Source organism: Aeromicrobium sp. 50.2.37 (assembly GCF_024655735.1).
GTDB lineage: Bacteria > Actinomycetota > Actinomycetes > Propionibacteriales > Nocardioidaceae > Aeromicrobium.
On record NZ_JANLGG010000011.1, the window covers coordinates 57,543 to 73,552 of the forward strand.

General features: G+C 73.2%; 22 protein-coding genes. 7 read left to right on the forward strand and 15 right to left on the reverse strand.

From position 1 onward, the window contains the following. Window positions 1-6 precede the first annotated feature (6 nt). Genes NUV38_RS07675 through NUV38_RS07685 form a run of 3 tightly spaced genes read left to right on the forward strand, consistent with a single transcriptional unit; the run spans window position 7 to window position 1,042 of the window. Complete coding sequence (locus NUV38_RS07675; protein WP_257728561.1) at window positions 7-453, forward strand: hypothetical protein; 447 nt, start codon at window positions 7-9, stop codon at window positions 451-453. Continuing rightward, on the forward strand, window positions 450-842 hold the full coding sequence (locus tag NUV38_RS07680; RefSeq protein WP_055962510.1) for a phage holin family protein: 393 nt from the start codon (window positions 450-452) through the stop codon (window positions 840-842). Before NUV38_RS07675 ends, NUV38_RS07680 begins: the two co-directional genes overlap by 4 nt. After that, window positions 839-1,042: a DUF3618 domain-containing protein gene (locus NUV38_RS07685; RefSeq protein ID WP_257728562.1), complete on the forward strand. Its 204-nt coding sequence runs from the start codon at window positions 839-841 to the stop codon at window positions 1,040-1,042. The genes NUV38_RS07680 and NUV38_RS07685 overlap by 4 nt, the downstream gene beginning before the upstream one ends. Window positions 1,043-1,052: 10 nt before the next feature. Here the strand turns inward: NUV38_RS07685 and NUV38_RS07690 are convergent, their stop codons facing one another. Continuing rightward, window positions 1,053-1,559, reverse strand: a complete 507-nt coding sequence (locus NUV38_RS07690) for an FBP domain-containing protein (RefSeq protein WP_257728563.1) — start codon at window positions 1,557-1,559, stop codon at window positions 1,053-1,055. Window positions 1,560-1,607: 48 nt separating this feature from the next. Between NUV38_RS07690 and NUV38_RS07695 the strand changes: the two genes are divergently transcribed. Then, window positions 1,608-2,177 (forward strand): TetR/AcrR family transcriptional regulator, encoded by a 570-nt coding sequence (locus tag NUV38_RS07695; RefSeq protein WP_257728564.1) that lies wholly within the window; start codon window positions 1,608-1,610, stop codon window positions 2,175-2,177. 13 nt (window positions 2,178-2,190) lie between these two features. On the opposite strand, the gene NUV38_RS07700 is transcribed toward NUV38_RS07695, so the two are convergent. Further along, window positions 2,191-2,823, reverse strand: a complete 633-nt coding sequence (locus NUV38_RS07700) for an MBL fold metallo-hydrolase (RefSeq protein WP_257728565.1) — start codon at window positions 2,821-2,823, stop codon at window positions 2,191-2,193. Beyond that, complete coding sequence (locus NUV38_RS07705) at window positions 2,823-3,911, reverse strand: S-(hydroxymethyl)mycothiol dehydrogenase (protein WP_257728566.1); 1,089 nt, start codon at window positions 3,909-3,911, stop codon at window positions 2,823-2,825. The genes NUV38_RS07700 and NUV38_RS07705 overlap by 1 nt, the downstream gene beginning before the upstream one ends. Before the next feature lie 307 nt (window positions 3,912-4,218). On the opposite strand from NUV38_RS07705, the gene NUV38_RS07710 reads away from it, so the two are divergent. Next, window positions 4,219-4,683, forward strand: a complete 465-nt coding sequence (locus NUV38_RS07710; protein WP_257728567.1) for a PGPGW domain-containing protein — start codon at window positions 4,219-4,221, stop codon at window positions 4,681-4,683. Window positions 4,684-4,697: 14 nt separating this feature from the next. Here NUV38_RS07710 and NUV38_RS07715 read toward each other — a convergent pair whose 3' ends face one another. Together NUV38_RS07715 and NUV38_RS07720 are read right to left on the reverse strand one after the other, a co-directional pair. Then, a complete protein-coding gene (locus NUV38_RS07715) occupies window positions 4,698-5,066 on the reverse strand; it encodes a GNAT family N-acetyltransferase (RefSeq protein WP_257728568.1) in 369 nt (122 codons plus the stop codon). Between the two features lie 13 nt (window positions 5,067-5,079). Continuing rightward, a complete protein-coding gene (locus NUV38_RS07720) occupies window positions 5,080-6,069 on the reverse strand; it encodes a pirin family protein (protein ID WP_257728569.1) in 990 nt (329 codons plus the stop codon). Between the two features lie 81 nt (window positions 6,070-6,150). Here NUV38_RS07720 and NUV38_RS07725 point away from each other — a divergent pair, with 81 nt between their 5' ends. Then, window positions 6,151-6,963 carry a DUF3152 domain-containing protein gene (locus NUV38_RS07725; RefSeq protein ID WP_257728570.1) on the forward strand — a complete coding sequence of 271 codons (813 nt, stop codon included), beginning with the start codon at window positions 6,151-6,153 and terminating at the stop codon, window positions 6,961-6,963. A 9-nt stretch (window positions 6,964-6,972) separates the two neighbouring features. Here the strand turns inward: NUV38_RS07725 and NUV38_RS07730 are convergent, their stop codons facing one another. Genes NUV38_RS07730 through NUV38_RS07740 form a run of 3 tightly spaced genes read right to left on the reverse strand, consistent with a single transcriptional unit; the run spans window position 6,973 to window position 8,674 of the window. Beyond that, window positions 6,973-7,278: a DUF427 domain-containing protein gene (locus tag NUV38_RS07730; protein WP_257728571.1), complete on the reverse strand. Its 306-nt coding sequence runs from the start codon at window positions 7,276-7,278 to the stop codon at window positions 6,973-6,975. 53 nt (window positions 7,279-7,331) lie between these two features. Next, window positions 7,332-8,243, reverse strand: a complete 912-nt coding sequence (locus NUV38_RS07735) for a cation diffusion facilitator family transporter (RefSeq protein ID WP_257728572.1) — start codon at window positions 8,241-8,243, stop codon at window positions 7,332-7,334. Then, window positions 8,243-8,674 carry a metalloregulator ArsR/SmtB family transcription factor gene (locus NUV38_RS07740; protein ID WP_257728573.1) on the reverse strand — a complete coding sequence of 144 codons (432 nt, stop codon included), beginning with the start codon at window positions 8,672-8,674 and terminating at the stop codon, window positions 8,243-8,245. Before NUV38_RS07740 ends, NUV38_RS07735 begins: the two co-directional genes overlap by 1 nt. A gap of 144 nt (window positions 8,675-8,818) precedes the next feature. On the opposite strand from NUV38_RS07740, the gene NUV38_RS07745 reads away from it, so the two are divergent. Continuing rightward, window positions 8,819-9,379, forward strand: a complete 561-nt coding sequence (locus tag NUV38_RS07745; RefSeq protein WP_257728574.1) for a copper resistance CopC family protein — start codon at window positions 8,819-8,821, stop codon at window positions 9,377-9,379. 9 nt (window positions 9,380-9,388) lie between these two features. Here NUV38_RS07745 and NUV38_RS07750 read toward each other — a convergent pair whose 3' ends face one another. The 7 genes from NUV38_RS07750 to NUV38_RS07780 form a co-directional block, all read right to left on the reverse strand. Beyond that, window positions 9,389-9,754: a DUF1330 domain-containing protein gene (locus tag NUV38_RS07750; RefSeq protein WP_257728575.1), complete on the reverse strand. Its 366-nt coding sequence runs from the start codon at window positions 9,752-9,754 to the stop codon at window positions 9,389-9,391. Window positions 9,755-9,822: 68 nt separating this feature from the next. Then, window positions 9,823-10,626 carry a phosphatidate cytidylyltransferase gene (locus NUV38_RS07755; protein ID WP_257728576.1) on the reverse strand — a complete coding sequence of 268 codons (804 nt, stop codon included), beginning with the start codon at window positions 10,624-10,626 and terminating at the stop codon, window positions 9,823-9,825. Beyond that, the gene (locus NUV38_RS07760; RefSeq protein ID WP_257728577.1) at window positions 10,626-12,353 is read right to left on the reverse strand and encodes an aminotransferase class I/II-fold pyridoxal phosphate-dependent enzyme; all 1,728 of its coding nucleotides are present in this window, start codon (window positions 12,351-12,353) and stop codon (window positions 10,626-10,628) included. The genes NUV38_RS07755 and NUV38_RS07760 overlap by 1 nt, the downstream gene beginning before the upstream one ends. Before the next feature lie 51 nt (window positions 12,354-12,404). Then, window positions 12,405-13,007, reverse strand: a complete 603-nt coding sequence (locus tag NUV38_RS07765; RefSeq protein ID WP_257728578.1) for a response regulator transcription factor — start codon at window positions 13,005-13,007, stop codon at window positions 12,405-12,407. Further along, window positions 13,004-14,134, reverse strand: a complete 1,131-nt coding sequence (locus tag NUV38_RS07770) for a sensor histidine kinase (protein WP_257728579.1) — start codon at window positions 14,132-14,134, stop codon at window positions 13,004-13,006. Before NUV38_RS07770 ends, NUV38_RS07765 begins: the two co-directional genes overlap by 4 nt. Window positions 14,135-14,151: 17 nt before the next feature. After that, a complete protein-coding gene (locus NUV38_RS07775; RefSeq protein ID WP_257728580.1) occupies window positions 14,152-14,958 on the reverse strand; it encodes an ABC transporter permease in 807 nt (268 codons plus the stop codon). Then, window positions 14,955-15,938: an ABC transporter ATP-binding protein gene (locus tag NUV38_RS07780; protein ID WP_257728581.1), complete on the reverse strand. Its 984-nt coding sequence runs from the start codon at window positions 15,936-15,938 to the stop codon at window positions 14,955-14,957. The genes NUV38_RS07775 and NUV38_RS07780 overlap by 4 nt, the downstream gene beginning before the upstream one ends. Window positions 15,939-16,010 lie beyond the last annotated feature (72 nt).

Sequence of the window (16,010 nt, forward strand, 5' to 3'; positions counted from 1 at the left end):
TCCGACGTGAACAAGCTGCTCATCGCTGCTGCTGGCGTCGCCGGCTACGTGCTCGGCACGAAGGCCGGACGCGAGCGCTACGACCAGATCCGCACCCAGTCCCAGAAGGTCTGGAACTCTCCCACCGTCCAGAGCGGCGTGGACCATGCCGCCGACGCCGCCAAGAGCGCCGCCGGTGCGGCCGGCAGCGCTGCCGCCGACGCCGCCTCCAGCGCCGCGAGTGCCGCCGGCTCCAAGGTCGTCGACGCGGTCAAGGGCCACCGGTCCGACGACGCGTCCTCCAACGGCGTCTCGGCCGATCCTGCCGACCCGTCGTTCGCGATCGACGAGGTCGCCGACCCCCAGCTCGACGCCGACCTGGCCGAGGCCGACACCGAGGTCCCGAGCTCGCCCTCGGTGACCACGCCGCCCACGGCGGCCGACCTCGCCGAAGACCGCCTGGGTCGCCCGTGACCGCGGCGCCGCAGGACGAGTCCACCGGCCGCCTCATCGCGCAGGCCACCGAGGACATCTCGACCTTGATCCGGGCCGAGATGGCCCTCGCCAAGGACGATCTCGCACAGGCCGGCAAGCGGGTCGGCGTGGGTGCCGGCCTGTTCGGCGCCGCCGGCGTGATCGCGCTCTACGGCCTCGGCGTGCTCCTCAGTGCCGCCGTGCTGGGTCTGGCCAACGTGACCGACCCGTGGCTCGCCGCGCTCATCGTCGCGGTCGCCCTGTTCGTGGTGGCCGGCGTGGCCGCGCTGCTGGGCAAGAGCAACGTCTCGAAGGTCGCGCAGGCACCTGCGGCGCGCGTCGAGAGCGTGCAGGCCGACGTCGCCGCAGCGAAGGGGAACCCGTCATGAGCGAGCGCGACCAGCTGGAGGCCGAGATCGCGGCCACCCGTGAGCACCTGGCCGAGACGGTCGACGCCCTGGGCGACAAGCTCGACGTCAAGTCGCGCGCGCAGGACGCCGTGGACGAGGCCGACAAGGGCCGCATCGCCGTGCTGGCCGGGGCCGCCGTGGCCGCGGTCGTCGGCGTCGTGCTGCTGCGTCGCGGCTGAGCCACCTCGTTCAGGCCGCACGCACCCGCTCGACGAACTCGAGCACCCGCGAGCGCAGGTCGTCCACCCGAAGGTCCGGCGCGCCCGTGACCGACTTCTCGTGCGGCTTGAGGGGTCGGCGCACGCGCTTCCAGCAGGCGAGGTCGCCGCAGACGTACTGCCCGACCGTGTCGCCCGCGCGTCCCCGTGGACCCGCGCGCCGCGCGACCAGCAGCCGCGCCGTCGACGTCCCGTCGTCGGTGCGGCACCAGTCGCACAGGGTGGTCCGCGCCGGTCCGACGGACGTCCCGACCCGAAGCTCGATGCCCACGGGCTCGTCGCTGATGTCCTCACCCAGCACGACGTAGGCGCGCTGCGGGGCCTTGGCGTCGACCCAGCCGAGGTAGTCGCGCTCGTCGAGGCGGTCGGGCGGCCAGGGCGCGGGCAGCGTCATGGAGGCGACCTTGCTGCGTGAGCTGTTCACGAAGCAGGCGCGGACCTGGTCGGCGGAGAGCGGTTGCATGGTGCGTCCCTTCATCGTTCCTAACACTATTAGGTATACACCTAGTGGTGATAGGTTGACTGCGTGCCCCGCGCCGGACTCACCCGCTCACGCGTCCTCGATGCCGCTGCCGACGTGGCCGACCAGGTCGGCTTCGACGCGGTGACGCCGTCCGCCGTCGCGCGTGCCGTGGGCATCCGCACGCCGAGCCTGTACGCACACGTCGACGGCGCCGAGGACCTCCGCGACGGCATCACGGTGCTGGCGCTCGCCGAGATGGCCGACGCCGCGTCGAGGAACGTCGCCGGCCGCTCCGGCGGATCGGCGCTGCACGCGCTCGCCGACGCCTACCGCGACTACGCGCGGGCCCACCCCGGCCGGTACGCGGCGACCCGACGACGGCTCGCCCCCGACCACACCGGCGTCGGGGTGGGACGACGGCACTCCGAGCTGCTCGCCTCGGTGCTGCGCGGCTACGGGGTGCCCGAGGAGGACCACGTGCACGCCGTGCGGCTGGTCGGCAGCACCGTCCACGGGTTCATCGCCCTCGAGGCCACCGGGTCCTTCGACCACAGCGACCCCGAGGCCGACGCGAGCTGGACCCGAGTGGTCGACGTGCTGCACCGCGCGCTCGACAGCTGGCCGACCGCCTGAACCGACGACAGGCTCAGTGACCCCGGTCGATCCACTCCTGCAGGTGGGGCGCCTCGTCGCCGATGCGCGTGTCGTCACCGTGGCCCGTGTGCACGACGGTGTCGTCGGGCAGCGTCAGCAGGTGGTCGCGGATGGACGCGACGATCGTGTCGAAGCTGGAGTAGCTGCGTCCCGTGGCACCGGGCCCGCCGTTGAACAGCGTGTCACCGCTGAACACGACGCCGAGGTCCTCGCTGTAGAGGCAGGTGCTGCCGGGGGAGTGGCCGGGCGTCGCGATGGCCCGCAACGTGCTGCCGGCCACCTCGATGGTCGTGCCGTCGGTGAGGTCGTGGTCCGGTCGCACGTCGGTGCCGTGCTCGGCCTCCCACAGCATCATGTCGGCCGACGGGAACCAGATCGGGGCGCCGGTGAGGTCGCGCAGCTGCACCGAGGCGTTCAGGTGGTCGTTGTGTCCGTGCGTGAGCACGATGGCCCGCACCGTGCGACCGTCGACCGCCGCGGCGATGGCCTCGGCGTCGTGCGGTGCGTCGACGACGACGACCTCGCTGTCGTCACCGACGATCCACACGTTGTTGTCGACGTCCCAGCTGCCGCCGTCGAGCGCGAACTGCCCCGACGTGACGACCTTGGTCACCTGTGCGGCCATCAGATCATCACCACCGAGCGCAGGACGTCGCCGCCGTGCATCTTGTCGAACGCCGCCTCGACGTCGTCGATGCCGATGCGCTCGGTGACGAAGGCGTCGAGGTCGAGCCGGCCCTGGCGGTACAGGTCGACGAGCATCGGGAAGTCGCGGCTGGGCAGGCAGTCGCCGTACCAGCTGGACTTGAGCGAGCCGCCGCGGCCGAACACGTCGATGAGCGGCAGCTCGGGGACCTTCATGTCCGGCGTCGGGACGCCGACCAGGACCACGGTGCCGGCGAGGTCGCGGGCGTAGAAGGCCTGCTCCCAGGTCTCGGGACGGCCGACCGCCTCGATCACGACGTCCGCGCCGAAGGTGTCGGTGAGCTCCTGGATGCGCTCCACCACGTCGTCCTTCGAGGCGTCCACGGTGTGGGTGGCGCCGAGGGCCGTGGCCTGCTCGAGCTTGCGCGGGTCGAGGTCGACGGCGATGATCTTGGCCGCTCCGGCCAGACGCGCTCCGGCGACCGCGGCGATGCCCACGCCGCCGCAGCCGATGACGGCCACCGAGTCGCCGCGACCCACGTTGCCGGTGTTGATCGCGGCACCGATGCCGGCCATCACGCCACAGCCGAGCAGGCCGACGGCGGCCGGGTCGGCCTCGGGGTCGACCTTGGTGCACTGGCCGGCGGCCACGAGGGTCTTCTCGGCGAACGCGCCGATCCCGAGCGCGGGCGACAGCTCGGTGCCGTCCTCTAGCGTCATCTTCTGCTCGGCGTTGAAGGTGGCGAAGCAGTACTGCGGGCGACCCCGCCGGCACGCGCGGCAGTCGCCGCAGACGGCGCGCCAGTTGAGCACCACGAAGTCGCCCGGGGCCACCTCGGTGACACCCTCGCCGACGGACTCCACGACACCCGCGGCCTCGTGGCCGAGCAGGAAGGGGAACTCGTCGTTGATGCCGCCCTCGCGGTAGTGCAGGTCGGTGTGGCACACCCCGCAGGCCTGGATCGCGACCACGGCCTCACCGGGCCCGGGGTCGGGCACGACGATGTTCTCGACGGTGACGGGTGCGCCCTTGCTGCGGGCGACGACGGCCTTGACGGTCTGCGGCATCGGGTTCCTCCTGGGGGGTGGCGTGGCTCACGGCCGACGCTAGCGGAGGCATGGGCACCCCGCTCGGCCCCGTCCCGCGCGACGTCTGCCGTGCAGACCGAGCCGGACCCGTCTACCGTTCAGGCACCGGCGCGACCGACGTGTCGGGGCGAAGGAGCCCTCCATGCGCATCGTCCTGCTCATCCTCGTGGTCGTGGCCGTCATCTACCTCGTCCGGATGGCGATGACCAAGCGCTAGCGCGTCCGGCCGCGGGCGTCGTTCAGGTCCACCCGCTACGCTCCGGCCAGCGACGACAGGAAGGACTCCATGCGCCTCCTCCACCACGGCAAGGCCCTCGCGCTCGAGGTGCTCGGCTGGATCATGGTGCTGCTCGGCATCGCCGCGATCTTCCTGCCCGGCCCCGGCCTGCTGCTGCTGTTCGGAGGCCTGGCCCTGCTGTCGCAGCGCTACGAGTGGGCTCGACGACGTGTCGAACCCGTCAAGGACGCGGCACTGCGCACGGCCGCGCAGGGTGTGCAGACGTGGCCGCGGATCGCGCTGTCGCTGATCGGCGTCGTCTGGCTCGCAGGGCTCGGCGTCGTGTGGGGGCTGCGTCCGCCCGCGCCCGACTGGTGGCCGCTGCGCGAGTCCTGGTGGCTGCTCGGCGGCTGGGGCACCGGCGCCACGCTGATCTTCTCCGCGCTCATCGCGCTCGCCACGATCGTCTACAGCTTCCGCCGCTTCCGCGGCCGACCGATGGCCGACGTCGAGCGCGAGATCGCCGAGACGTAGACCGGAGCCGCGCCTCAGGCGGGCCAGTCGACGACGTCGTCGAACGTCCCCTCGTGCTTGCGGATCCAGCCCGCGACGTAGGGGCAGTGCGGCACGATGCGCAGGCCGTCGTCGCGCACGTCGTCGAGGGCGAAGCGCACCAGCACCGACGCGAGGCCGCGCCCGCCGTAGGCGTCGTCGACCTCGGTGTGCAGGAAGTCCCTGTGCGTGACGGTTCCGTGCGTGGGGACACCCTCTCCGCCGAGCTCCCGGTAGTCGGTGTGCCCGATGACGAGATCGTCCCGCGTCGGGTCGACCAGCTCGTAGCGGTGGCGGTCGGGCGCGTGGCGCACCACGACGCTCCGCCCCTGGTCGTCGCGGTGCTCGATCGGTTCGAGTGCCATGGGTGGGTCCTCCTCAGCTGCGCGGCTTGATGCGGGCGTTGGGCAGCTCGGGGGCGGGGAGCGCACGCTCGGGGTCGCCCTCGGGCAGGCCGTACGGACCGTCGGACGACGCACCGGCGGCCTTGCCGTCGATCTCGGCCATCCACGCGTCGCGGTACTCCACCACGTCGTCGTGGCTGCGTCCGACGAAGTTCCACCACATGACGATCTGCTCGCCGAACGGCGGCCCGCCGATGAGCAGCACCCGGCTGTCCTCGCTCGCGCGCAGCGTGATGCGGTCACGGCCGGGGGCGAGGTAGCCCAGCTCGTCCTTCGCGACCGGGTCGGCGTCGGCGAGGACGGCGCCGGTGTCGACGAGGACGCCGTGCTCGAACGTCGGGTCGACGTCGAGCTCCAGCACCGTGCCGGCGTCGAGGCGCAGCTCGGCTCCCAGCAGCGGGGTGTGGGTGGAGACCGGGGACGTGGATCCCAGCAGGCTTCCGAGGAACACCTGGGCCCGCCAAGCACCTCCGTCGGTGCCGCCCTCGAGCGTGGGTGGGGCGTAGTGCTCGAAGGTCTTGTCGACGAAGCGTGCCTCCTGCGGCAGTGCCACCCACAGCTGCGCACCGTGCAGCACCGTGGTGTCGCGCGTGGAGCGCTCGGAGTGGCTGATGCCGCGGCCCGACGTCATGAGGTTGAGCTCGCCGGGGCGCACGTCGGCGTGGAACCCGGCGCTGTCGCGGTGCTCGATGGTGCCCGAGAACAACCAGCTGACGGTCTGCAGCCCGGTGTGCGGGTGGGGCGGCACGTCCATGCCGCCGGACTCGGACACGTCGTCGGGCCCGTAGTGGTCGAGGAAGCACCAGGCGCCGATGAGGGAGCGCTGACGCTGGGGCAGCGTGCGGCGCACGGTCATGGCGCGCGGCCCGCCGAGCGGGACGTCGCGCGGGGTGAGGACCTGCAGCTCGGCCGCGGAGTCCTCGCCGCACACCATCTCGTCGGGCGATGTCTCGGTGTTGCTCATGGGCTGCTCCACCCCTTCGTCGTGACCGTGCCGTGTCGCGTCACCGGTCGTCGCCAGCGTAGCTCCGCGTAGTCTGTGCAGGTGACAGAGCGCGAGCCCGACCCCTCGCGCCGCGTGGGCTCCACCGCCGTGGGTCGCCACCGCGCGGCGAGGCAGCGTGCCATGCGTCGACGTCGCCGCCGGGCCGCAGCGCTCGGTGGATCGGTGCTCGTCACGCTCGTCGTGGTGGTGCTGGCCGCCGTCCGCCCCTCGTCGGACGAACCCGCCGCCGCGGCCGCCACGAACGTGTCGTGGGCCGACGACGCGGTCATGCCGACGCTGACCCCGGCACCGAAGCCGACCCCCACGAGGACCACGCCCGCTCCGGAGCCGACCGACTTCCCACAGAGCGGTGACGGCACGTTCACCACCGCTGCCGTCGCCGACGTCGCAGGCGCCGGGTCCGGGCGCAACCGCCGCTACTCGATCGAGGTCGAGAAGGGCTTGCCCCAGGACCCAGCTCGCTTCGCCCGCCAGGTCGCCCAGGTGCTGGGCGACGAGCGCGGCTGGCGCTCCGACGGCTGGTCCTTCGAGCAGGTCGAGGGCGGCGGAGACTTCCAGGTCATGCTGGCCAGCCCCGACACCGTCGACCGGTTGTGCGCCCCGCTGCTGACCCGGGGCGAGGTCTCGTGCCGCAGCGGCTCGCGCGTCGTGCTCAACGTCAAGCGGTGGGCGCTCGGCGTCGAGTACTACGGCGACGACCTGAGCGGCTACCGCACGTACCTCGTGAACCACGAGGTCGGGCACGCCCTCGGCAAGTACCACGTCGGCTGCCCGGCGCCCGGCGCGAAGGCACCCGTCATGCTGCAGCAGACCAAGGGCCTGCAGGGCTGCGTGAAGAACCCCTGGCCCTGACACTGAAGCTCAGGTCCCGTCGACGACCTCGACCTGCACGTCGCCGGGCCAGAACGCCACGTGTCCCTTGATCCGCCGGGCCAGCGGGGACGGGTGCCGGTAGGTCCAGGCCGCGTGGCGCACAGTACGGCCGCCGGCCGTCACGTGGAAGTAGCGGGCGACACCCTTCCAGTAGCAGAGCGACCGCATCCAGGTCGGCTCGAGCACACCAGGCCCGATGGCGTCGAGCGGGAAGTACCGGTTCCCCTCGACCGCGACCGTCGCGTCGCTCTCCGCGACCACGTGGCCGTCGAGGACGGCGCGGTAGATCGGCACGGCAGACCTCCTGGCTTCGGCTCGCGGGCGGTACCCACCAGCGTGGCACGGACTCACCAGTCGACGCTGTGGCACTCCGGGGCGCGGGCGCCCTCGACCTGCAGGGTCGCGTGCTCGACGTCGTGCCGGTCGCGCAGCGCGGCTCTGGCCTCGGCGAGGATCACGTCGACGTCGGCGCTGCCGTCGGCCACGAGGTGGGCGGTGGCCACGTTCATGCCGGAGGTGAGCACCCAGACGTGCAGGTCGTGCACGTCGCCGACGCCCGCGATGGCCTGCAGGTCGGTGGCCACCTCGTCCACGTCGAGGCCCTCGGGGGCGTGCTGGCCGAGCACGGCGAGGACCTGGCGGCCGAGCAGCACCGCCCGCACGGCCACGAACGCCCCGATGGCCAGCGCGACGCCGGCGTCCCACCCGGTCTGTCCGGTGGTGGCCACGAGGACGCCCGCCACCACGACGCCGACGGAGCCGGCGGTGTCGGCGACGACCTCGAGATAGGCGCCGCGCATCACGAGCGACTCACCGGCGCCGGCGCGCAGCATCCCGAGGGCGACGACGTTGACCACCAGCCCGAGGGTCCCGACGACGATCATCGGCCGGGTCTGGACGTCGACCGTGGAGCCGACCCGGGCCAGCGCCTCGACCACGACGTAGACGGAGACCCCGAGCATGACGAGCACGGCGAACCCCGACGCGAAGACCTCGGCGCGGTAGGAGCCGAACGTCCGTCGTCCGGTCGTGTCGGGCCGGGTGGCGACCTTGGTGGCGGCGAGCGCGGCACCGAGCGTGACGACGTCGGCGGCCATGTGACCGGCGTCGGACAGCAGGGCGAGGGACGACGCGAGGATGCCGTAGACGAGCTCGACGACGAAGAACGTGGCGATGAGGACGAACACCACGGTCAGCCGCCCGCGGTGCCGACCGCTGGCGGGTCCCCCGGCGTGACCGTGCGCGTGGCCGTGGCCCATCAGGCCACTCCGGTCGGCTCGGTCGCGTCGGGGCCCGGGGCTCCGCCGACGGTGCGGTCGAGCAGCAGGCTGCTCGCCCGCAGGAGCGCCTCGGTGGCCTCCGGGTGGGCCAGCCGGTAGTACGACGAGCGGCCCTCGTGGCGCACGTCGAGCAGGCCGCAGTCGCGCAGGCACGCGAGGTGGGCCGAGACCGTGGACTGGGCGAGCCCCAGGTGGGCGGTCAGCTCGACCACGCGGTGCTCGCCGAGCCGGAGGTGCTCGAGGATCCGCAGCCGACCGGGGTCGGCGAAGCCGTGGAGCAGCCGGGCGACGAGGTCGTTCGCCTCGGTCCCGTCGTCGAGGTCGGCGTGCCGGTGCAGCTCGTGGGTGCGCGCGCCCGCTCCGGTCCGCCGGGTGACGTGGCCGTCGGACGGATGATGCTTCATCGCCATGTGACGATGATAGCGACGAACGGCGCTGATCCGCCACCCTCGACCCACCGACGAGGAGCGGCACTGCGTCCCGGCGCTCAGGCGAGCGCTACTACAGTGCGTCGTAGCCGACCCTGTTCCTGTCGCCGCTCCTGGAGGTAGCCCGTGCGCTCGTTCGTCCTCGGTCTCGTCGCGACCCTCGCGCTGCTCGCCGTGCCGACGCCGGCCCTCGCGCACGCGTCCGTCGAGTCGTCCGACCCTGCCGACGGCGCCACCCTGAGCGCGCTGCCGCAGACCGTCTCGGTGACGTTGAACGAGGAGATCGGCAGTGGCGCGGTCTTGCGCGTGCTCGACTCCTCGGGCACCCGGCTCGACGACGGCGAGGTGACCGTGGCCGGACGTCGGGTCCTCGTGGGCGTGCGCACCGCCGACGCCCAGCCCGGCGCCTACCGGCTCGTCTACCGCGTCGTCTCGGCCGACGGCCACGCCGTGAGCGGCCAGGTCGGCTTCACGCTGAGTGCCGACGCGGGCGCCCCGGAGCCCTCGGCGTCGGCCGGTGCCTCCGGCAGCCCCCAGGACGACGTGACCATCACCGAGGTCGAGGACGAGCCCACGCAGAAGTGGGCGCCGCTGTGGGTCCTGGGCTTCCTCGTGATCTCGTCGGCCCTCATCGTCTACATCGTCAAGGCCGGCCTCACGTCGGCCGACGGCGAGGACGAGGCCTGAGCCGGTCCGTCAGCCCCACGCCGAGGTCGGCTGCAGCACGGCCTCGGTGAGCGCCTCGGTGCGCAGGTGGGTGACCTCCTGGTACTCCGGGTCGGCCACCATGCGGGCGAAGGCCGCGCGCGAGGGGTAGCGGACCAGGAGGACGGCGTCCCAGGCCTGACCGTCCTCCGCGACGAGCGCTGCGTGGCCCTGGCCGGCGTACACGACCTCACCGCCGACCCGCGGAAGGAAGGTCGAGACGACGGCACGGGAGTACTCGGCGTAGAGCTCGCGGCCGCCGGGGGCGAAGCGCAGCAGGTTGAGCATGGTGACCGGCCGACCGTCGTCGTCGGCCAGGAACGCCTTGAGGTCGGAGCCGGTGGGATCGACGGCCATGGGTGGTCCTCTCGTCGGGGTCGGTCCAGTGTGCCCGAGGGTCGGCCCAGCGCCGGATCAGCCCCGCATCAGCCCAGCACCAGCACGACGGCCAGGGCCATCAGCAGTGAGTCGATGCGGTCGAGCAGCCCGCCGGCACCGGCCATCATCGTGCCGGAGTCCTTCACCTTCGCGCCGCGCTTGACCATGGACTCGAACAGGTCACCCACCGGTCCGCCCACCGCTGCCGCGACCGCGGTCGGCCAGGTGAGGGCACCGAACGCGGCCAGGGCGGCCACCGCGGCGAGTGATCCTGCGAGGGTCCCGCTCCACCGCTTCCCCGGGGAGAGGCGCGAGAGGCGCGGACCCTTCAGCAGGGGGCCGGCGAAGTAGGCGACGACGTCGGCCACCGACACCGCCACGAACAGGGCGAGCGCCGTGGTGCCGAGCGACCCGAGCCCGGCCAGGGGGACCAGCCACGCCAGGCCGAGCAGCCCGGCCAGGACCCTGCGCAGCCCGTGCTCGACGTCGCCGGTGAGGACCGGCACGGCGACGACGGCGAGGGCTCCACCTCCCGCCACCTGGACGACGTGCTCGGGCGCGAGCCAGGCGGTCAGCACGACCGCGACGAGCGCGGCGGCGGGCACCAGCCGGTCGGGCCGCGGGACGTCGAGCATGGCGCCCAGCTCCAGCGCGGCCACCACCACGACCACCACGGCGAGCAGCGCCAGGCCGGGCTCGCCCCACCAGAAGAGCGCCAGGACGATCGGCACCGCCACCGCCCACAGGCACCACCGGCGCAGCAGGTCCCGCCGACCCGACACCGCGATCGCGAGCCCGGCCACCGCGATGAGGCCCCCGATCCACGGGGCGACCTCGACGACGTCGACCATCAGGGGGCGCCCGCCCGCACCGACGGGCGCAGGACCTCCAGGGCCCGCACGCAGGCCGCGACGATCCGCGCGTTCTCGGCCTCCTCGCGCACGGCGATGCGCACCGTCCGACCCTCGTACGACGGCGAGAGCGGCGACAGGTCGCGGAGGTACACGTCGTCCCGGCGACACTGCTCGACGAACCGCGCGGCGCTGGGACCGTCGGCCGGCAGGCGCAGGCACACGAAGTTGGCGACCGACGACTCGACCTCCACCTCGTCGAGGACGGCGAGGTCGGCCACCAGCGCCGCGCGCAGGTCGTGGGTGCGCTGCCACAGCGGCGGGTAGTGGTCGACGTCGCGCAGCGCGGCGACCGCCGCCAGCTGGGCGGGCAGGCCGACCTGCCAGGGCGGGGTGAGACGTCGCATCGTCGCGGCCACACCGGGCTCGGCGACCAGGTAGGCCGCACGCACACCCGACAGCGCGTACATCTTCGACATCGACGTGCACACCACGAGGCGCGGGTCGGTGGCGGCGAACGGCGCCAGCGACTCGCGCAGGCCGACGTAGCCGACGTAGGCCTCGTCGACCCACCAGCGCGTCGTCTCGGGCGACGCCTCGATCGCGGCGCGCAGCTCGGCGGCCGGCGCGTGCCGGCCGGTCGGGTTGTTCGGGTTCACCACGACCACGAGGTCGTACGCCCCGTCGCGCACCGTCGCGGCGAGCCGCTCGGTGTCGAGGCGCCACCCCTCGGCGTGGTGCAGCCGGAACCGGTCGACCCGGCAGCCGACGACCCGCTCCGTCACGTGGGCGTACTCCCCGTAGCCGGGGTCGACCAGGAGCACCCGGCTGTCGCGCGTCAGCCAGTGGCCGAAGGCGCGGAAGACCAGGTCCGACGAGCCCGCCCCGACGGCGAGCGACTCGACCGGGAGGTCGCGTGCCTCGGCGATCGCGTCGATCAGCCCGCCGGCGTCGGTGGGCGGTGAGCTGCGGGTCATCCAGGCGACGTCCTCGGTGAGCGCGGCCTGGGCGTGGGGCGACGGCGGGAACCACGCGTCGAGGACGTCGGCCACGACCACCTCGCGTCGCCGCTCGAGCGTGCGGAAGTTGGTGCCGATCGCGCCGAACGAGGCACCGCCGTGCTCGCACCCGTCGGCGCGCGGCGCGAACGGCGTGTCCACCTGCCAGTCGACCTCGTCGTGCCACTGCTGCACCAGCGACGCGAACGGACCGAGCGCGAGCGCCGTCAGGTCGGCCACGGACGCGGTCATCACCTCGAAGCGCACCGTCCCGCTCGTGATGACGCGGCCGGTCGGCTCCAGACCCACGCCGCGGTACAGGCCCAGCAGGTCGTCGCGCCCCATCGCGACGATGGTGCGCCCGGCCCGGCCGGCGATCCAGCGCATCGCGGCGTACATGAGCAACGTGGCCACCCCGGCCGAGCGATGCCCGGGCTCGACGGTGAGGATGCGGACCTCGAACACGTCGGGTTCCTCGAGCAGCGGCAGCTCGGCGCGCGTCAGGTACTTGTCGAGACCGAAGCTGCCCGCCCAGGGCGGCGTGAGGCTGACGAACCCGACGGGACCGTCGGCGTCGGCGGCCACCAGGTAGACGTTGCGACCGTCGAGCGCGTCGACGAGCACGCCGTCGGCGTTGACCGGGTGCTGGCCCAGCTCCTCGGCGTAGACCCGGTGGCGGAGCTCGTGGATCCACGCCCGGTCCTCGGTCGTGGCGTTGCGGACCTGCACGACTGACCCCCTCCTCGTCGGATCGGGACACGGTAGCGCGGCTGGGGGCCGTCAGAGCCAGCCTTGCCGCTCCGCCTCCCGCACGGCCTCGGCCCGGTTGGCCGCACCGGTCTTGCCGATGGTGGCGGACAGGTGGTTGCGCACCGTGCCCTGCGACAGGTGCAGCCGCGCGGCGATCGCGGCCACGCTGGCGCCGTCGCGCGCCTCCCGCAGCACCTCCGTCTCGCGCTCGGTGAGGGGTGAGTCCCCGCTGACCAGGCTGTCGGCGGCCAGCGTCGGGTCCACGACCCTCAGCCCGGCGTGCACGCGGCGCACGGCGTCGGCCAGCTGCGTCGCGGGGACGTCCTTCACCACGAACCCGGACGCGCCGGCCTGCAGCGCCCGGCGCAGGTAGCCCGGCCGTCCGAAGGTGGTGACCACCAGCACGCGCGTCGCGGTCTCGGCGACGACGCCGCGGGTGGCCTCGATGCCGTCGAGACCCGGCATCTCGATGTCGAGGAGGGCGACGTCGGGGGCGTGCTCGCGGACGGCGGCCAGCACGTCGGCGCCCGACCCGACCTGCGCGACGACCTCCAGGTCCTTCTCGAGGTCGAGCAACGCCGCGAGGGCTCCACGCACGAGGGCCTGGTCGTCGGCCAGCAGGATCCTGATCATCGCTCGCCTCCCGCGACGACGCGCAGGCTGAGCCCGGGCCCGAGGTCGCGCAGCACCAGGGTGGCCCCGGCCTCCGCGGCGCGCTCCCGCAGCCCGGCGAGTCCGTGGCCGTCGCCGGACGGCGCGGACGCCAGTCCCTGGCCGTCGTCGCGCACCTCGACCGACGTGGCATCCACCGTGACCACGCACGCGCGGGCGTCGGCGTGCCGCACCACGTTCGTGACCCCTTCGCGCACGGTCCAGGCGAACAGGTCGCGCAGCTCGGTGGACACCTCCTCGACCGTGCCCGGCAGGTGCGCCTCGACGCCGGCGGCCCGCAGCGCCTCGCGGGCGCGGGAGATCTCGCCGGGGAGCGTGATCTCGCGGTACCCCTCCACGGCACGGCGCACGTCGGCCAGGGCGTCGCGGCCGAGCCGTTCCAGGTCGGCCACCTCGGCCCGGGCCCGGTCACGGTCGTCCGCGTCGCCGGACTCGAGCAGACGTCGGGCCAGCTCGGCCTTCACGGTGATGACGGTGAGCGAGTGGCCGAGGATGTCGTGCAGGTCGCGCGCGAACCGGCTGCGCTCGTTCTCCACGGCGAGCTCGGCGTTCTCCTGCTGCGCGACGAGCAGGTCGGCGTTGCGGCCGAGCAGCGCCCGCAGGCCGAAGATGGCGACCGACCCCGCCAGCGTGCCGAACGCGACGCCCGCCTGGCTGCCCCAGTCCTCGACGGCACCCAGCCCGAGGGACCCGACCACGCACACCAGGACGACGCCGAGGGCGATGCGTCCGGGGAAGAGCACGACGGCGGAGATCGCGACGTAGACCACGCAGGTCAGGCCGACCTCGCCGAGCAGCGCGATGTCGAGACCGGCGAGCACGACCAGGCCCCCGAACAGGACGAGGGCCGACCGGCCGACCACCTCCGACGTCCCCCGGGTCAGCCAGCGCTCACGGCGCACCCGCACCCACGTGAGCATGTACAGCGCGGCGAAGGCGACGGTGACGACCAACCCGACCACGCCGGCGAGCTCGTCGCGTCGGTCCCAGGCCGCGAGGAGCGGGTCGCCCAGGAAGAACAACCACACCAGCGCGAACCACGGACCCAGCCGTCCCGGGGTGGACTGCTGGGTCTCGGTGGTGCTCACGTCGGGCAGCGTACGACTCACACGCGCCCCGTGTCCTTGCTCATCCGCCATGCCGCGCCGGCGACGAAGACGCTGACCCAGACGAGGGCGTTGACGACGGCGTACCAGGGCAGCTCACCGGTCAGCGGCGCCCGGCTGATCTCGGCCACGCCGAACATCGGGGTCAGGGACGCCACGTGCCACATGACGGTGCCTTCGGAGATCGGGATGAACACGTTGCCGAGGAAGGCCAGCACGGCCAGGCCGGGGCCGAGCACCTGCATCGCGTTCTCGCCCGGGACCACGTAGCCGACGAACAGCCCCAGCGCGGCGAACACCGACGAGCACAGCAGGGCGAGGACCGCGCAGGCGACCCACCGGGCGACGGACATGTCGGCGTTGCCCTGGGCGATGCCGGCCACGTTGACCGCGCCGACCGCGAGCGCACCCAGCGCGAGCGCGCAGAGCGCCTTCGTGGCGATGTAGGCCATCGGGTGCAGCGGGGTCAGGCGCAGCTGGCGCGACCATCCGACCGCACGCTCGAGGGCGACCGACGAGCCGGCCACGGCCGTCGTGATCGCCGCGCCGTACAAGGCCATCGAGACCATGATGTACGCCGAGACGTTGCCGTGGCCCACGCTCTCGTTCATGTCGCTGCCGCTGCCGAACGCGAAGAGCAGCGCCGGCGGGAACAGCAGCGTGAAGAAGAGGGTGCGCTTGTTGCGCAGCATCCTGCGCAGCTCGAGCCCGAACAGCGTGGTGTTGAAGCCGCCGAGCCGCGGGACGCGGCGCTGGTCGACGCTCGCGCCGACGGACTGGTCGAGGGTGGGGACGGTGCTGCTCATGCGAGGCTCCTGTCGGACGAGGTGGCGAGCGGTTCGCCGGCGGGGTCGGCGGTGAGGGCGACGAAGGCGTCCTCCAGGCCGCGCGCGACGATCTCGAGGTCGTGCGCGTCGGTGCGGGTGAGCAGGTGACGAGCCACGGCGTCGGTGTCGGTGCCGTGCACGATCAGCGTCTCGCCGCGCAGGTCGACACCCTCGACGCCGGTGAGCGCGGTGATCTGCGCGATGGCGGCGTCGTCGAGGTCGGAGCAGGTGGCGCGGACGGTGCGACCGGCTGCCCGTGCCTTGATCTGTGCGGCGGTGCCGTCGGCAACGATCCGGCCGCGGCTCACGAGCACGATGCGGTCGGCGTAGGCGTCGGCCTCCTCCAGGTAGTGCGTGGCGAACATGACGGTGCGGCCGTGGCGGGCGTCGTCGCGGATCGCGTTCCAGAACGCGCGACGGCCTTCCACGTCCATCCCGGTGGTCGGCTCGTCGAGCAGCAGCAGCTCGGGGTCGCTGAGCAGCGCCAGCGCGAATCGCAGCCGTTGCTGCTCACCGCCCGAGCAGAGTCCGACCGTGCGGTCGGCCAGGCCGGTGATCCCGGCCCGTTCGAGCACGTCGTCGACCGGACGCGTGTGGGTGAAGAGGCTCTTCACGTACCGGACGGTCTCCACGACGGTGAGGTCCTTCAGCAGTCCACCGCTCTGCATGACGGCCGCCACCAGCCCGTTGGCGACGGCGTCGCGCGGATCGCGGCCCAGGACCTGGACCGACCCGGACGTGGGCCTGCTGAGGCCGAGGATCATGTCGATCGTGGTGGTCTTGCCGGCCCCGTTCGGGCCGAGGAAGGCGACGACCTCGCCCGGACGGACGGTCAGGTCGATGCCACGGACGGCCTCGACGTCGCCGAACGAACGGCGCACCTGCTCGAGGTGGACCGCGTCGGGCCCGGCGTCGTGCCCGGGCGTCCCCTGCTGGGGGACGGTGCTGGTCTGGTTCATGCTCCGAGCATCGTCCGGTGCCGGCCTCCGTACCCCGTCCGCACGTCAGGACCTCGCCATGACAGATGTCAG

What these genes read in the sequence shown, in the direction of transcription:
- NUV38_RS07710 (WP_257728567.1), top strand. Translation starts at nt 4,219, where the DNA reads ATGCGCCTCCTCCACCACGGCAAGGCCCTCGCGCTCGAGGTGCTCGGC.
- NUV38_RS07775 (WP_257728580.1), bottom strand. Translation starts at nt 14,958, where the DNA reads ATGAGCAGCACCGTCCCCACCCTCGACCAGTCCGTCGGCGCGAGCGTC.
- NUV38_RS07780 (WP_257728581.1), bottom strand. Translation starts at nt 15,938, where the DNA reads ATGAACCAGACCAGCACCGTCCCCCAGCAGGGGACGCCCGGGCACGAC.
- NUV38_RS07755 (WP_257728576.1), bottom strand. Translation starts at nt 10,626, where the DNA reads ATGGTCGACGTCGTCGAGGTCGCCCCGTGGATCGGGGGCCTCATCGCG.
- NUV38_RS07685 (WP_257728562.1), top strand. Translation starts at nt 839, where the DNA reads ATGAGCGAGCGCGACCAGCTGGAGGCCGAGATCGCGGCCACCCGTGAG.
- NUV38_RS07765 (WP_257728578.1), bottom strand. Translation starts at nt 13,007, where the DNA reads ATGATCAGGATCCTGCTGGCCGACGACCAGGCCCTCGTGCGTGGAGCC.
- NUV38_RS07700 (WP_257728565.1), bottom strand. Translation starts at nt 2,823, where the DNA reads ATGGCCGCACAGGTGACCAAGGTCGTCACGTCGGGGCAGTTCGCGCTC.
- NUV38_RS07715 (WP_257728568.1), bottom strand. Translation starts at nt 5,066, where the DNA reads ATGGCACTCGAACCGATCGAGCACCGCGACGACCAGGGGCGGAGCGTC.
- NUV38_RS07705 (WP_257728566.1), bottom strand. Translation starts at nt 3,911, where the DNA reads ATGCCGCAGACCGTCAAGGCCGTCGTCGCCCGCAGCAAGGGCGCACCC.
- NUV38_RS07740 (WP_257728573.1), bottom strand. Translation starts at nt 8,674, where the DNA reads ATGGCGATGAAGCATCATCCGTCCGACGGCCACGTCACCCGGCGGACC.
- NUV38_RS07720 (WP_257728569.1), bottom strand. Translation starts at nt 6,069, where the DNA reads ATGAGCAACACCGAGACATCGCCCGACGAGATGGTGTGCGGCGAGGAC.
- NUV38_RS07750 (WP_257728575.1), bottom strand. Translation starts at nt 9,754, where the DNA reads ATGGCCGTCGATCCCACCGGCTCCGACCTCAAGGCGTTCCTGGCCGAC.
- NUV38_RS07735 (WP_257728572.1), bottom strand. Translation starts at nt 8,243, where the DNA reads ATGGGCCACGGCCACGCGCACGGTCACGCCGGGGGACCCGCCAGCGGT.
- NUV38_RS07690 (WP_257728563.1), bottom strand. Translation starts at nt 1,559, where the DNA reads ATGAAGGGACGCACCATGCAACCGCTCTCCGCCGACCAGGTCCGCGCC.